This window comes from Methylobacterium indicum (assembly GCF_001043895.1).
Taxonomy (GTDB): domain Bacteria; phylum Pseudomonadota; class Alphaproteobacteria; order Rhizobiales; family Beijerinckiaceae; genus Methylobacterium; species Methylobacterium indicum.
On sequence record NZ_JTHF01000312.1, the window covers coordinates 21504 to 35143 of the forward strand.

A 13640-nucleotide genomic window follows, 5' to 3' on the forward strand; every position below is an offset into this window, starting at 1 on the left:
GACTTGCGTTGGCAGGCCAACGCTTCGCCCGCTTAGATTATTGATGTGTCGCAGATTTTTGCCGCCGAACCGGTGTCCACTTCGGCGAAATCTGCTTAGACCCGGACAGGGGCGGCGGCTGCCCGGGCAGCGCATCGTCCGAGAGTTGCAGGCAGGTCAGCAGGGCGACGTAGGACGGCGCCCCGATGTCGTTCTCCCGCACGCAGTCCCGCCGGTCGGCGGCCGGAAAGCGCCGCCAGCGCTGCCGCAGGATCGCCCGGGCCGACCGCTCGTCGGCGAGGCAGCCCCGGTAGCGCTGCGGGTCGTCGATGCCGGATCCGGCCGTGCGATCCGGCCGGCACATCGCCCGGATCGGGAAGGCCGGGACGTCCGCGGACCGGGCGCGGGCGGGCTCCGGCGTGCCGAACCCCGCCAGGACCAGCCCGGTCCCGAGAGCCAGCAAGATGCGGGTCGATCGCGCGGCATCCGGTTGCACGGCCATCCTCCTCACGTCGATCCGACGTGCTCGATCGGGTGGTTCCGGGACGGCGCTCGCGTCCCGGAACCACCCGATCAGGCTTTCACCACCCGCCCGTGTCGCAGGCTTTCATCACTTCGCAGGCTTGGCGTCGGTGTGGGCGGGAGCCGGCGCGGCGGCCTTGGTGCTCCCGGTGACGGCCACCTTCGGCATGCCGATGACGTCGATCACGTCGAAGCGCATGCCGTCCTCGGCGGTCTTCAGGGCCGCGTTCGCCTCGTAGTACTTGCCCTGGCCGATCAGCGTCGCCGCCTGGTTCACGTCGGCGGTGGTCTTGTCGAGGGGCAGCACCGCCATGACGAAGTTCACGTCGACATGGGCGAGCTTCAGCTTCTCGATCGCACCCTTCTGGTCGCCCTTGGCGAGGCTCTTGTTCGCCTCGGTCACCGCTGCCGCCTTCTCGGGAGTCGCCACGAAGTCCTCGCCGAGGGTCATCTGGGCGTCGACCGGCACCCAAGCGACCTTGTCCTTGCTCTTGGCGGTCGCATCCTTGGCGGTCGTATCCGCGGCGGCGGTCTTGTCGGCCGCGGCCTTGTCCTTCGCCACCGCCATCTCGGCCGGGGTCTTCAGCTCGGCCTCGGCCTTGGTGAACACCGCGTCGTCGGTCTTCGCCTTGGCCAGGGCGGCCTGCGCCTTGCCGATCAGGCTCTTGGCCTGGGAGGGATCGGCATCGAAGATGGCGATGCGGGCGAGGTGCATGTCACGGAAGGCCTGGGCCCCGTCCTTCGAGAGCTTGCCGACATCCTTGTCGACCGCCTTCTGGGCCGCGGTCTCCTGCACCACCGCGGGCTTGGTCGCCTGCTCGGCCGCATAGGCGGCACCGCCGAGGACCGTGGTGGCGACGAGGGCGGCGGCGAGAGACTTGCGATAGAACATGATAGTGCCTCCTCTTGAGTTGATGTCGGTTTGTTTTCGCGACATCAACGCATCGTCTACATCGTGATAATACGCTTGCAGGATCTGGGTTGCCTGTCTGAAACATTAAGAGTCCGTAACGCAACGGAAGAGTGTCGTTCGCGCGGTGGTCGACTTGCGGTCGAGGTGTGAATGGGGCGAGGGCAGTATGCAGTCGATCGCCACGGGGGCGACGCAAGCGGCAAACAGGATTGCGGCGTACACGCAGGAGGATCGGGCGAGCTGGCCCGTGACGCCGCAGTCTGCCGCGGAGCCGGCCTGTCCACGTCACGCAGAGAAGTTCGACGGTGGCGCGGGAATGGATATTTTATAAATTGATCGATAATATATTCGGACGATTATTGCGTCCGACCGTCCCTGTCGTTCCGAGGCGTCGGTTCCTCAATGACGGACTGACTGAGAAGGATGTCCCGGGAATCTCTACACGACATCCATGCCCGATCGCGAGGCGAAACGGTAGACGATGCAGCAGGTTACGCGGTGCAGGCGCGGCCGCCGAGAGGGTAAATACTCCCCCCGTTGCGAGGGAGGGCGGCCCCCGGAAGGGGCCGGGAGAGCGGACGCCGCTTCCGGAGAGGTCGCGACCGTAGTGATGGGCGCCACACTCGGCAACGTCGCGCTGTTCCTCTCCCGCCCCAGCACGCGTGCTTCGCACTCGCCGTGGGGCACCATCCCCCGCAGAGGGGGGGAGGGCGCACGTCTCGGCCGTCTCGCCTGCGTCGCACAACCTGCTGCGTCGTGTGCCGTGGCGTTGCAGCCAGGATCTATCCTGTGTTTTTGATTTTACCGTATTTTCTTCCGACGAACCGGGATCCGCTTCGTCGGATAATGCTCGATCCGATTACTATCAGGTGCCAAGACCACCGCCGAGGGTCCCTGGCACGACGGCGCGGTCCCCGGCCGCTCGCCCGCTACTGCGCCGTCCAGCCGCCATCCACCGGCAGATTGGCGCCGGTGATCTGGCTCGCCGCATCGGTGCACAGGAAAGCGGCGAGAGCGCCGACCTGCTCGACGGTGACGAACTCCTTCGTCGGCTGGGCCTTCAGCAGCACCTCGTCGATGACCTGCTCCTTGGTCAGGCCGCGGGCCTTCATGGTGTCGGGGATCTGGGCCTCGACCAGCGGCGTCCAGACGTAGCCCGGGGAGATGCAGTTGACCGTGATCTTGTGGGCGGCGAGTTCGAGCGCCGCGGTCTTGGTCAGGCCGGCGATGCCGTGCTTGGCCGCCACGTAGGCCGACTTGTAGGGCGAGGCGACGAGGGAATGCGCCGACGCCGTGTTGATGATCCGGCCCCAGCCCTTCGTCTTCATGCCGGGGATCGCCGCCCGCATGGTGTGGAAGGCCGAGGACAGGTTGATCGCGATGATCTGGTCCCACTTCTCGAGCGGGAATTCCTCGATCGCCGAGACGAACTGGATGCCGGCATTGTTGACCAGGATGTCGACCGCGCCGAAGGCTCGCTCGGCCTCCGCCACCATGGCGGCGATCTCCTCGGGCTTGGTCATGTCGGCGCCCGAGTAATGCGCCTTGACGCCGAACTCGGACTCGATGCCGGCCCGCGCCGCCTCGATGGCGTCCGGCTTGCCGAAGCCGTTCAGGACCACGTTGGCGCCGGCGCCCGCCAGCGCCTTGGCGATGGCGAGGCCGATGCCGCTGGTCGAGCCGGTGACGAGGGCGGTCTTGGATTGCAGGGACATGTGGGGTCTCTCCTCAGGCCAGATAGTCGTGCAGCACGTGGCCGTACGGCAGGGTGAAATCCACGATCTGGTGGCGTCCGCCGACGATCCGGCGCACCGGCAGGTCGGCGACGCGGCAATTGACGTGGGGAATGAGGTGCAGCCGCGCCTCGCCCTCCCAGGCGCCGTGGACCTGGATGTCCTGGAGCCGGTAGCCGACGAGCTGGGCCACCTTCACCCCGCCGTCGACGTCCGGGATCAGCTTCAGGTTGACGTTGAGCTGGCCGATGCCGGCGCGCACCGTGTCGAGCCGGTCCTCCAGGCTGCGATGCTTGTAGGTCATGGTCCCCATCGCCACCCGCTCGTCGTCGTAATGCAGGGTGCCGGTGAGCGTGTCCTTCGTCACCTTGAGGCGGGGCACGCCGTACTTCTTCGGAAAGCCCCAGATCTCGCGGCCGGCGGTGATCGGCGGCTCGTCGTCGAGATACATCTGGACCGAGTAGTTGCAGGGCTCGCCCTTCCAGGTCGCGACGATGGCCGAGCCGCTCTCCTCGTAATCGCCGAAGCCGGAGGAATCCGGCATCTTCATCCACTCGTAATAGGCGAGGTTGCCGGGGGCCGGCTCGAGCGGCTCGGGCAGGGCGGCCCGGAGCGCATCGGGGTCGGTCTCGTAGGTGATGATGAGGTATTCGCGCCGCATGAACCGGTAGGGCCCGTGCGGGTAGCTCGGGCTGAAGGCCGGCATCGAGGGGGCCTTCAGGATCTCGTCGCGGGTCATGCGGCGTCCCTTCCTCTCAAAAACTCAATCCCGCGCGTCGCGGGTGAGGTCGAACACGGTCACGCCCTGGTCGGGCCGGCAGCGCTCGATCCAGCGGCGGTGGCGCAGGGAGCGGCGCATGTCGTGGCGCCCGGCCTTCCAGTGCTCCAGCATGGTGGCGCGCGAGAATTCGTAGTCCTTGGCGTCGCTCTCGTAGTTCTTGGCGCGGTAGATCAGCTGCAGGATCGTGACCGCGTTCTGGTGGCTGACCTCGGCGAGGAAGGCGACGTCGGGGTCCTGGCGCAGCTCCGGCGGCAGCTTGTCGAACAGGCGCCGGAACGCGGTCTTGGCGCGGTGGATCTCGATCTGGTCGTCGGTGTTGAGGCGGGTGCGGCTCGAGAAGCGGATGTCCTTCTCGCGCTCGGCCGCTTCCGCCAGGGTGCGGGGCACCGGCCCGCGGGCGCTGAACAGGTCGACCTGAAACACCGCGAGGTCGCGCGCCCGTTCCTCGTCGAGCACGTATTGCAGCGGGGTGTTCGAGACGATGCCGCCGTCCCAGTACGGCTCGCCGTCGATCTCCACCGGCGGGAAGCCCGGCGGCAGCGCCCCCGAGGCCATGACGTGCTCCGGGCCGATCCGGTCGCGGTGGTTGTCGAAATAGACGAAGTTGCCGGTGCGGACGTTGACCGCGCCGACGCTGAGCCGCGTCTCGCGCCGGTTGATCCGCTCGAAGTCGATCAGCTCCAGCAGCGTCTGCCGCAGGGGGGCGGTGTCGTAGTAGCTCAGCGCCTGCGGCGCCCCCGCCGGGTAGAGGGCGGCGGGCGGCCAGCGCGGCGCGAAGAAGCCCGGCACGCCCACCGCCGCCCCGAAGGCGGCGCTCCAGGCGTTGAACACTTCCCGGGCCTGCTCGCCGGGAAACCAGGGCGACACGGTGATGCCGGACGAGACCTTGTCCCAGAACGCCCGCAACCGCTCGATCCGGCGCTCCGGCGGGTTGCCGGCGATCAGCGCGGCGTTGATCGCCCCGATCGAGATGCCGGCGACCCATTCGGGCGAGAGCGCGGCCTCCTGCATCGCCTCGGCGATGCCGGCCTGGTAGGCGCCGAGCGCGCCGCCGCCCTGGAGCACCAGCACCCGGCACTCGTCGCGCTCCGCCCGCTCCGGCTCGTCCATGGCGCCTCCAGGAAAACGTCGCCCGTTCCGGCCGTAAGATGATGGTGCAGTGCCGCAAGACAAGCCTCACCGCGGGCGGCGGCCGAGCTTTTCGCGCCGGGGCCCGGGTGGCGTCCCGGGCGGGATGTCCCGGGTTGACATGCGCGGGCCCCTCCGCCAACCCTCCGCGCCGCCCTGGCCCGGACGCGAGGACGGGGCCGGCCGCCGTGCCATCGACCCCGCGCTTCGCGCCGAAGCCACCGCGATGCGGCCCGACACAACACAGGTCCCGATGCGCTCCTACCTCGACTTCGAAAAGCCCGTCGCCGAGCTCGAGGCGAAGCTCGAGGAATTGCGGGCGCTGGGCGACCGCGACGGCGCGGTGGCGATCAGCGAGGACGTGACCCGGCTCGAGGCCAAGGCCGCCGCCGCCCTCGCCGAGCTCTATGCCGGCCTCACGCCCTGGCAGAAGACGCAGGTCGCCCGCCATCCGCAGCGGCCGCACTTCGTCGATTATTGCGCCGGCCTGATCGAGGATTTCCAGCCGCTGGCCGGCGATCGGGTGTTCGGCGAGGACGAGGCGGTGGTCGGCGGCTTCGGCCGCTTCCGCGGCCGGCCGGTCTGCGTCATCGGCCAGGAGAAGGGCGCCAACACCGAGGCCCGCATCCGGCACAATTTCGGCATGGCCAAGCCCGAGGGCTACCGCAAGGCGGTGCGCCTGATGGGGCTCGCCGGCCGCTTCGGCCTGCCGGTCCTCACCTTCGTCGACACCGCCGGCGCCTATCCGGGCATCGAGGCGGAGGAGCGCGGCCAGGCCGAGGCCATCGCCCGCTCGACGGAGGCCTGCCTCGGCCTGCCGACCCCGAACGTCACGGTGGTGATCGGGGAGGGCGGCTCGGGCGGCGCCATCGCGCTCGCCACCGCCAACACCGTGCTGATGCTCGAGCACTCGATCTACAGCGTGATCTCGCCGGAGGGCGCCGCCTCGATCCTGTGGCGCGACGCCGGCCGGGCCCAGGACGCCGCGACCGCGATGAAGATCACCGCCCAGGACCTCCTGCGGCTCGGCGTCATCGACGCCATCGTGCCCGAGCCCACCGGCGGCGCCCATCGCGACGGCCAGGCCGCCATCCGGGCGACCGGCGAGGCGATCGCGAACGCCCTCGAGCCGCTCGCGGCCCTCGACGCCGACACCCTGCGGGACAAGCGGGCGCAGAAGTTCCTGGAGATCGGGCGGAGCCTGTAGCACCGGCGCTCCCCCCCCGCCCCGTATACCCGCGATCCACAGCTCTACACAACCCGCACGTGTCAGACACGTCCCGGCCTTGGTTTCGCCGAAGACGCGGCCGATGTCTTCGCGGGTGAACCCCTGCCGTCGTGCGTCGGCGTCTTGCCCGACGCGCCTGTTGAGCGAATCCGCGCAATCTTGACCGTTCTTGCGGTAAGAGGCGGGTAAGTTTAACGAAGCTATGGGGTTGGGGAGAGCGGTCCCCGGCGTCAGGGTGCCGGGACTCTGGAGCGGGAAGGCGGGGTTGTCCCATGGTGCGTCTGGCGAGACGTCTGGCGATGCGTCCGGTGCTGGCGGCGAGCGCGTTGGCCGCCGCCCTGTCCCTCGGAGCCTGCCAGGATGCCGGGTTCTCCGCCGCAGGCTCCGCCCGCGCCCGTGAGCCGATCCCGCAGAAGACCGTCGCCCTGATGACGGCCAAGAACATGTCGCCCCGCGACCCGATCTTGATCCGCGCCTTCAAGAAGGAATCGGAGATGGAGGTCTGGAAGCGCGGGCCCGACGGGCAGTACGCGCTCCTCAAGACCTACCCGATCTGCCGCTGGTCGGGCCAGCTCGGCCCGAAGGTGCGGGAGGGCGACCGGCAGGCGCCCGAGGGGTTCTATCCCATCGCCATGGGACAGATGAACCCGAACTCGTCCTACTACCTGTCCTTCGACACCGGCTACCCGAACGCCTTCGACCGCGCCAACGGCCGCACCGGCAGCTACCTGATGGTGCACGGCACCTGCTCGTCGGCGGGCTGCTTCGCCATGACCGACGAGGCGATCGCCGAGATCTACGCCATCGCCCGCGAGGCCTTCGCCGGCGGGCAGCGGGCGTTCCAGTTTCAGTCCTATCCGTTCCGGATGACGGCGCAGAACCTCGCCAAGTTCCGCAACGACCCCAATATCGGCTTCTGGCGGAACCTGAAGGAGGGCTCGGACTATTTCGAGGCCCTGCACGAGGAGCCGCGGGTCGGCGTCTGCGGCACCCGCTACGTCTTCGGCGGCGCGGACGCGGCTGCCGGCGCCTGCAGCCCGAAGGTCGATCCGGTCGTCGTCGCCAAGCGCGAGAAGGACGAGGTCGAGGTGGCCGAGCTCGTCGCCAAGGGCACGGCGGCGACCCGCCTCGTCTACCAGGACGGCGGCCAGCATCCGTTCTTCCGCGAGACCGCCCCGAGCACCCAGCTCTTCGCCGAGCAGGCACAGCCGCGACCGAACATGGGCACGATCAGCCGGCCCGAGGCCCTGGCGGCGGCGCCCGAAGAGATCACGATCGAGCCGAAGCTGAAGCCGGTCCTGCTTGCCAAGATCGACGCGAAGCACGAGAAGGGCAAGCACGGGGCGGTGAAGCCGACCGCGCTCGCCTTCGCGGCCCCGGCGACCAGCCCGGCCCCGATCCCGACCCGCGAGGCGGCCGAAGCGGTGGGTCCGGCGGGCCCGATCACGGTGGCGAGCGCCGACGGCGATCCGGCGGCCTATCGCAAGCTCCTCGGCAACCTGTTCGGCGGCGCGCCCGCAGCGCCCCCGGTCGCGCCGGCCGCCCTGCCGGCGGCAGATGCTGCCCCGGTCGCCGCGATCTCGCCCGCCGCGCCCCTGCCGAAGAAGGTCACGGCGCGACTTCATCCGGCCCCGGCCGCCCACCCGGCGGCGGCCACCGTCAAGGCGGACATGAAGGTCGACGGCCTCAACCCGGCCGGTGCCAAGAAGCCCGAGGCCAAGGCGACGGAGGGCAAGGCGACGGAGGGCAAGCCCGCGTCCAAGGCCGGAGAGAGCAAGCCGGCCGAGAAGGCCCCGGAGACCGGCAAGCGCACCGAAGGCCACGGCCGCAACCGCGTCGCCGCTTCGCAGCCGGCGAATTGAGAGCGTCCGTCGGGTCGCTCGCCCGTTCCCGACACCCTCGATGTCATCCCGGGGCCGCGTAGCGGAACCCGGGATCCATTGCCGCTGACAAGGCAGCACCGGGCGGGCCCGCTCCGCTCCGGCTGCCATGAGTCCGGCCTGCGTCCTCCGCCGCCACCGGCCGCGCCGACGCCCTCGGGCCGGGCGAGACCACGGGGACGCCCGCCCGCGTCGCGAGGACCGATCCTACGATCGCCCCGGGCATCGTCTCGGTGGCGCAATCCCGCGTAATCGCACAGGTGAGGTCGCCGCCCCAAGCTCGTCACGAGCGGGCTTCGCAGGGCCGTGGGCGGGCGCGGCAGGCGCCTGGGAGAGGCTACATCTCCCGGGCCTGACGGCCAACGGCGGGCGATCAACGCAGAGGATACATCACCCTCACCCCCGCCCGAGCGCCGCCCGCACCAGCCGCACCGCGTCCTCGCTCGCCCAGTCCGCCGGGCCCTTCATCACGCCGATCTCGCAGCCATCGGGATCGATCAGGAAGGTGGTGGGCAGGCCCACCACGTCGCCGCCCTGCTGCAGCACCGGCAGCGCCCGCCCGCCCGGATCGGCATAATAGGCGAGGCGCGCGATCCCGTTCTCCTTCATCCAGAGCGGCGGCCGCTCGGGGTTGCGGGTGTCGAGGTTGAGGGCCACCACCTCGAAATCGGTGCTCCCGAGCGCGCCCTGGAGGCGGTCGAGGGCCGGCATCTCCGCCTTGCACGGCGCGCACCAGGTCGCCCACAGATTCAGCAGGATCGTGCGGCCCTTGAGGTCGGCAAGCTTGCGCGGCTTCCCGTCCGGACCGGTGAAGGTCAGGGCGGGCGCGGGCTTCGGGCTCGCGGCGACCTGGAGCGCCGCGACCTCGCCGCGGGCGAGCGGCGCGACCCGGGCGGCGGTGGCCTTCGCCAGGGGACAGGCGCCGCCGTTGCTCCCGCCCGCAACCCCGTATAGGGCAGCCCCGAGGCCGAGGACGGCGACGAGCCCCCCCGCGACCAGGGCGAGGCGGGTTTTTCGCGGTGATGCGAGACGAGGTGAGGACATGAGCAACCGGATGTGGGGCGGGCGCTTCGCGAGCGGCCCCGCCGAGATCATGGAGGAGATCAACGCCTCCATCGGCTTCGACAAGCGCCTCGCCCCCCAGGACATCCGGGGCTCGCTGGCCCATGTCGCGATGCTGGGCAAGGCGGGGATCCTGCCGGCCGAGGATGTGGCGAAGATCGAGGCCGGGCTCAAGTCCGTCCAGTCCGAGATCGAGGCCGGAACCTTCGAGTTCCGCCGCGAGCTCGAGGACATCCACATGAGCGTCGAGAGCCGGTTGCGCGAGATCGTCGGCCCCACGGCCGGCCGCCTCCACACCGCGCGCTCGCGCAACGACCAGGTCGCCACCGACATGCGCCTGTGGGTGCGCGACACCCTCGACGCCCTCGACGGCCAGGCCGCCGACCTCCAGCAGGCCATGGCCGAGCTGGCGCTGAAGCATGCCGGCACGGTGATGCCGGGCTTCACTCACCTGCAATCGGCCCAGCCCGTCACCTTCGGGCATCATCTCCTCGCTTACGTCGAGATGCTGAACCGCGACCGCGGCCGGTTCCGCGACGCCCGCGCCCGCCTCAACGAATGCCCGCTCGGCGCCGCCGCGCTCGCCGGCACCTCGTTCCCGATCGACCGCCACGCGACTGCAAGCAGCCTCGGCTTCGACCGGCCGACGGCGAACTCCCTCGATTCGGTAGCCGACCGCGACTTCGCCCTGGAGGCCCTGTCGGCGGCGGCGATCGCGGCGGTGCACCTGTCGCGGTTCGCGGAAGAGATCGTGGTCTGGACCTCGGCGCAGTTCGGCTTCGTCAAGCTGTCGGACCGGTTCACCACCGGCTCCTCGATCATGCCGCAGAAGCGCAACCCCGACGCCGCCGAGCTGGTCCGGGCGAAGTCCGGGCGGATCATCGGCGCCCTGTCGGGCCTGCTGATCGTCATGAAGGGCCTGCCGCTCGCCTATTCGAAGGACATGCAGGAGGACAAGGAGGGCACCTTCGACGCGCTCCAGACCCTCTCGCTGTGCCTCGCCGCCATGGCGGGCATGGTCCGCGACCTCGAGCCGGTGCCCGAGGTGCTGAAGGTCGCCGCCGGCTCCGGCTACGCCACCGCCACCGACCTCGCCGACTGGCTGGTGCGCGAGCTCGGCCTGCCGTTCCGCGACGCCCACCACGTCACCGGCCGCCTCGTCGGCGAGGCCTCGTCCCGCGGCATCGGCCTCGAGGCGCTGCCGCTCGACGTGATGCAGGCCGAGGAGCCGCGCATCACCGACGCCGTCTTCGCGGTGCTCGGCGTCGAGAACTCGGTGGCGAGCCGCACCAGCTATGGCGGCACGGCGCCGGACAACGTGCGGGCGCAGGCCGAAGGCTGGCTGAAGCGGCTCGCCGGCGAGACGGCCTGAGCGGTTTTCACCTCGCTCATCCCCTTCGCGACCTCACCCTGAGGTGTCGGTCCATCATCGATGGACTGACCTCGAAGGAGGGCTCCAGGGATCGCGGAGATTTCTGGAGCCCTCCTTCGAGGCTCGCCTCGCTCACACCTCAGGATGAGGTTCCGGGTGGGAGGGCACAGGTGCGTGTGTTAGTTCCTAGCGGCATCGAACAAGCTCGACCATCACGGGAGGAACCACCATGGATCTCGGTCTCAAGGGCAAGCGCGCCCTCGTCCTGTCGTCCAGTCGCGGTCTTGGCCGCGGCATCGCCGAGGCCCTGGCGGCCGAGGGCGCGGACGTGCTGCTCACCGCCCGCACCGCCGAGCGCCTGGACGAGGCGGTGGCGGCGATCAACGCCCGCGGCCAGGGCCGCGCCTACGCCTTCGCGGGCCCCCTGAAGGACAATGTCGAGGCGATCCATGCCGCCGCGCAGGAGCATCTCGGCGGGGTCGACATCCTGATCGCCAACACGGGCGGTCCCCCGGCCGGCACGGCGCTCACCGTGCAGCCCGAGGCCTGGACGCCCCAGTTCGAGGCGATGGTGACCCCGGTCTTCCGCCTCGCCGGGCTCGTCCTGCCGGGCATGCGACAGTCCGGCTTCGGCCGCATCGTCGTGGTGGCCTCGAGCGGCGTCGAGCAGCCGATCCCGAACCTGGTGATGTCGAACGCGCTGCGCGCCTCGATCGCCGGCTGGGCCAAGACTCTCTCGGCGGAAGTCGCGGCCGACGGCGTGACCGTCAACATGATCCTGCCCGGCCGGATCGAGACCGACCGTACCGGCGAGCTCGACACCGCCAACGCCAAGGCCCAGGGCAAGTCGCGCGAGGAGATCGCCGAGGCCGCCCGCGCGGCGATCCCGGCCAAGCGCTACGGCAAGGTCCAGGAATTCGCCGACGTGGCGTGCTTCCTGGCCTCGGAGCGGGCCTCCTATGTCACCGGCAGCATGATCCGGGTCGACGGCGGAGCCGTGCGGTCGATCTGACGAGGTTCGTGGGGCGGGACGACAGTCGTCTCGCCCCAGCCCTTCTCCAAGGCCGATGACCTATTCGGAGGAGAAAAAGGCGCGGGTCCCTCCTCTCCCCGCGGGCGGGGAGAGGCGATTTCCACGCGTCACGTCGTTCCCCGGAGCGCCTTGATGGAAACCAAGGCAGGGTAGACGAAACGAGAAAGGGCGGCCCCGACGGGACCGCCCTTTTTCATCTCCGAATCGGCCGCGCCGGCCTACTGCCGCTTGCCCCAGCGGACGCCCGGCGCCGGCCCGGCGCCCGCGGCAAGCTGGCCGATCGCCGGGCCGCTGGCATCGCCCGGGTGGTGCTGCGAGCCGGGGCCCATCGGTTCGGCGGCGATCAGGTCCGGGGTCGCGGCCATCTCGGGGGTGCCGCGGCCGGTGGCGAACTGGCCGGCCTTGCGGAAGCGCCAGAGGTAGCCCGGCACCACCGCCTCGACCGCCGTCGGGGCGATGCCGATCCCCTCGATCGTACGGCCTTCCGACTTGGCCGCCTCGGACACGACGTTGTCGCTCTGGAGCAGGGTGACCTGGTCGCGGGTGAGCTTGAGGGTGTCGGGCAGGAGGCCGAGCGTCGCGGTGTCGACGAATTCCATCACCCGGGCCTGGAGCCGGGCGGCGGGGGCCGGCAGCGGCAGCACCACGCGGCTGCGCATCGTCACCTTGAGGGTGTACTCGACGAGCTGCTGCAGCGTCAGGATCTCCGGCCCGCCGAGCTCGTAGACCCGGCCGCCCTGGAGCCCGCCCTCGACCGCCCGGGCGATCGCCTCGGCGACGTCGCCGGCGAAGACCGGCTGCATCCGGGCCTCGGCGCCGGCGAGCGGCAGCACCGGCAGCATCCGGGCGAGCGACGCGAAACGGTTGAAGAAGCTGTCGCCCGGCCCGAACACGATCGAGGGACGGAACACCACCGCGTCGGGCCGCGCCTCGAACACCCGGGCCTCGCCGATCGCCTTCGAGCGGGCATAGGCCGAGGCGGAATGCGCGTCGGCGCCGAGCGCCGAGACGTGGACCATCGGGGCGCCGACCGCGGCAGCCGCCCGGGCGACCTCGGCAGCGCCGTCGGCCTGGAGGCGCTGGAAGCTCTGGCTGCCGGTTTCCTGCAGGATGCCCACGAGGTTGACGACGATGTCGGCGTGCTCGGCGGCCCGCACGATCGAGGCGGGGTTGCGCAGGTTGGCCTGCACGCCGACGATCTGGCCGACGCGGCCGAGGGGCTGGAGGAACTGCGCGAGGTCGGGCCGGCGCACCGCCACCCGGATCCGGTAGCCGCGCTTGGCGAGCGCCCGCACGACGTGGCGGCCGAGGAAGCCCGATCCCCCGAACACGGTCACGAGCTGCGAGGCGGGCCGGGTCAGGCCGACATGGTCGAAGCCGGTCATGGTCGTGGGGTCCTTCCGCGGGTCTTCACCGGGGCTCTCGTCGGCTCCTTAGTCGAGGGGGCGGGCCCTGTGAAGCTCTTTGCGCGGCGCCCGTCGGGGTTGCGGCCGGTCCCGCCCCTGAACGACCGATCGGCCGCGCGACCTCGTGACCCGGCGAAAGCCCGGGCGGTTTCCCGGGGGGCGGGTGCCGGCGCGACGCGGCAGGATGCCGAGAGGGCGCACCCCGGGCCTCCGGTCGAAGGCGGAGGCGCCGGGTTTCTTGAAAATGACCTTGGGTCACTTAGGATGGTGGCGGCGACAGCGACCGGGTGGCGAAAGACACAATGATTTCGAACGCGCAAGCGATGATCGTCGCGGCCCGCGCCGGCCTGACCCGCTCCACCGCCCTGTCCCGTTTCATGCGGCAATCGATCAGGGGACGGTTCGCTGCCCCGGATCGTCGATGCGAGGATCGCGACATACCGGCTGGGGAGCGAAACACGGTGGTGCGTGATGCGAACAGGGTCCCGCCGCCTTCGGAGGACGAGGCGGGCGCGACCGGCGTCCTGCGCGGCCCGCGATTCAGGGAGCCGCACGGCCGCTCGGTTCGGCCCCGGGGCCTGCGCACCGTCGCGGCCGCGACGG

12 protein-coding genes are annotated in these 13640 nt (G+C 70.5%); 5 read left to right on the plus strand and 7 right to left on the minus strand.

Annotated elements, in window-relative coordinates; translation table 11 throughout:
- Nucleotides 1-37: 37 nt before the first annotated feature.
- From QR78_RS28280 to QR78_RS28300, 5 genes are all read right to left on the minus strand, one after another.
- Nucleotides 38-475 (minus strand): hypothetical protein, encoded by a 438-nt coding sequence (locus tag QR78_RS28280; protein WP_179945942.1) that lies wholly within the window; start codon nt 473-475, stop codon nt 38-40.
- A gap of 114 nt (nt 476-589) precedes the next feature.
- Nucleotides 590-1393 carry a YfdX family protein gene (locus tag QR78_RS28285; protein ID WP_048430948.1) on the minus strand — a complete coding sequence of 268 codons (804 nt, stop codon included), beginning with the start codon at nt 1391-1393 and terminating at the stop codon, nt 590-592.
- A gap of 950 nt (nt 1394-2343) precedes the next feature.
- Nucleotides 2344-3129, minus strand: a complete 786-nt coding sequence (locus QR78_RS28290; RefSeq protein ID WP_048430949.1) for a 3-hydroxybutyrate dehydrogenase — start codon at nt 3127-3129, stop codon at nt 2344-2346.
- A 13-nt stretch (nt 3130-3142) separates the two neighbouring features.
- Nucleotides 3143-3886 carry an acetoacetate decarboxylase gene (locus QR78_RS28295; protein WP_048430950.1) on the minus strand — a complete coding sequence of 248 codons (744 nt, stop codon included), beginning with the start codon at nt 3884-3886 and terminating at the stop codon, nt 3143-3145.
- 24 nt (nt 3887-3910) lie between these two features.
- Nucleotides 3911-5038 (minus strand): patatin-like phospholipase family protein, encoded by a 1128-nt coding sequence (locus QR78_RS28300; protein ID WP_048430951.1) that lies wholly within the window; start codon nt 5036-5038, stop codon nt 3911-3913.
- Between the two features lie 271 nt (nt 5039-5309).
- On the opposite strand from QR78_RS28300, the gene QR78_RS28305 reads away from it, so the two are divergent.
- Both QR78_RS28305 and QR78_RS28310 read left to right on the plus strand, forming a co-directional pair.
- Nucleotides 5310-6263 (plus strand): acetyl-CoA carboxylase carboxyltransferase subunit alpha, encoded by a 954-nt coding sequence (locus QR78_RS28305; protein WP_048430962.1) that lies wholly within the window; start codon nt 5310-5312, stop codon nt 6261-6263.
- A 314-nt stretch (nt 6264-6577) separates the two neighbouring features.
- Complete coding sequence (locus tag QR78_RS28310; RefSeq protein ID WP_244276335.1) at nt 6578-8146, plus strand: L,D-transpeptidase family protein; 1569 nt, start codon at nt 6578-6580, stop codon at nt 8144-8146.
- Between the two features lie 414 nt (nt 8147-8560).
- Here the strand turns inward: QR78_RS28310 and tlpA are convergent, their stop codons facing one another.
- On the minus strand, nt 8561-9208 hold the full coding sequence (tlpA, locus tag QR78_RS28315; protein WP_048430952.1) for a thiol:disulfide interchange protein TlpA: 648 nt from the start codon (nt 9206-9208) through the stop codon (nt 8561-8563).
- Between tlpA and argH the strand changes: the two genes are divergently transcribed.
- Both argH and QR78_RS28325 read left to right on the plus strand, forming a co-directional pair.
- Nucleotides 9207-10598, plus strand: a complete 1392-nt coding sequence (argH, locus tag QR78_RS28320) for an argininosuccinate lyase (protein WP_048430953.1) — start codon at nt 9207-9209, stop codon at nt 10596-10598. The genes tlpA and argH overlap by 2 nt on opposite strands.
- A 229-nt stretch (nt 10599-10827) precedes the next feature.
- A complete protein-coding gene (locus QR78_RS28325) occupies nt 10828-11610 on the plus strand; it encodes an SDR family oxidoreductase (protein WP_048430954.1) in 783 nt (260 codons plus the stop codon).
- Between the two features lie 239 nt (nt 11611-11849).
- On the opposite strand, the gene QR78_RS28330 is transcribed toward QR78_RS28325, so the two are convergent.
- Entirely contained in the window at nt 11850-13016 is a 1167-nt protein-coding gene (locus QR78_RS28330; protein ID WP_048430955.1) for a complex I NDUFA9 subunit family protein, read from the minus strand.
- 323 nt (nt 13017-13339) lie between these two features.
- Between QR78_RS28330 and QR78_RS35760 the strand changes: the two genes are divergently transcribed.
- On the plus strand, nt 13340-13640 hold a 301-nt coding region (locus tag QR78_RS35760), incomplete at its 3' end, for a hypothetical protein (RefSeq protein ID WP_208993248.1).

Bases quoted from the DNA above. Each gene is read 5' to 3' on its own strand.
- QR78_RS28285 (WP_048430948.1), bottom strand. From the start codon at position 1,393: ATGTTCTATCGCAAGTCTCTCGCCGCCGCCCTCGTCGCCACCACGGTC.
- QR78_RS28290 (WP_048430949.1), bottom strand. From the start codon at position 3,129: ATGTCCCTGCAATCCAAGACCGCCCTCGTCACCGGCTCGACCAGCGGC.
- QR78_RS28295 (WP_048430950.1), bottom strand. From the start codon at position 3,886: ATGACCCGCGACGAGATCCTGAAGGCCCCCTCGATGCCGGCCTTCAGC.
- QR78_RS28300 (WP_048430951.1), bottom strand. From the start codon at position 5,038: ATGGACGAGCCGGAGCGGGCGGAGCGCGACGAGTGCCGGGTGCTGGTG.
- QR78_RS28305 (WP_048430962.1), top strand. From the start codon at position 5,310: ATGCGCTCCTACCTCGACTTCGAAAAGCCCGTCGCCGAGCTCGAGGCG.
- argH (WP_048430953.1), top strand. From the start codon at position 9,207: ATGAGCAACCGGATGTGGGGCGGGCGCTTCGCGAGCGGCCCCGCCGAG.
- tlpA (WP_048430952.1), bottom strand. From the start codon at position 9,208: ATGTCCTCACCTCGTCTCGCATCACCGCGAAAAACCCGCCTCGCCCTG.
- QR78_RS28325 (WP_048430954.1), top strand. From the start codon at position 10,828: ATGGATCTCGGTCTCAAGGGCAAGCGCGCCCTCGTCCTGTCGTCCAGT.
- QR78_RS28330 (WP_048430955.1), bottom strand. From the start codon at position 13,016: ATGACCGGCTTCGACCATGTCGGCCTGACCCGGCCCGCCTCGCAGCTC.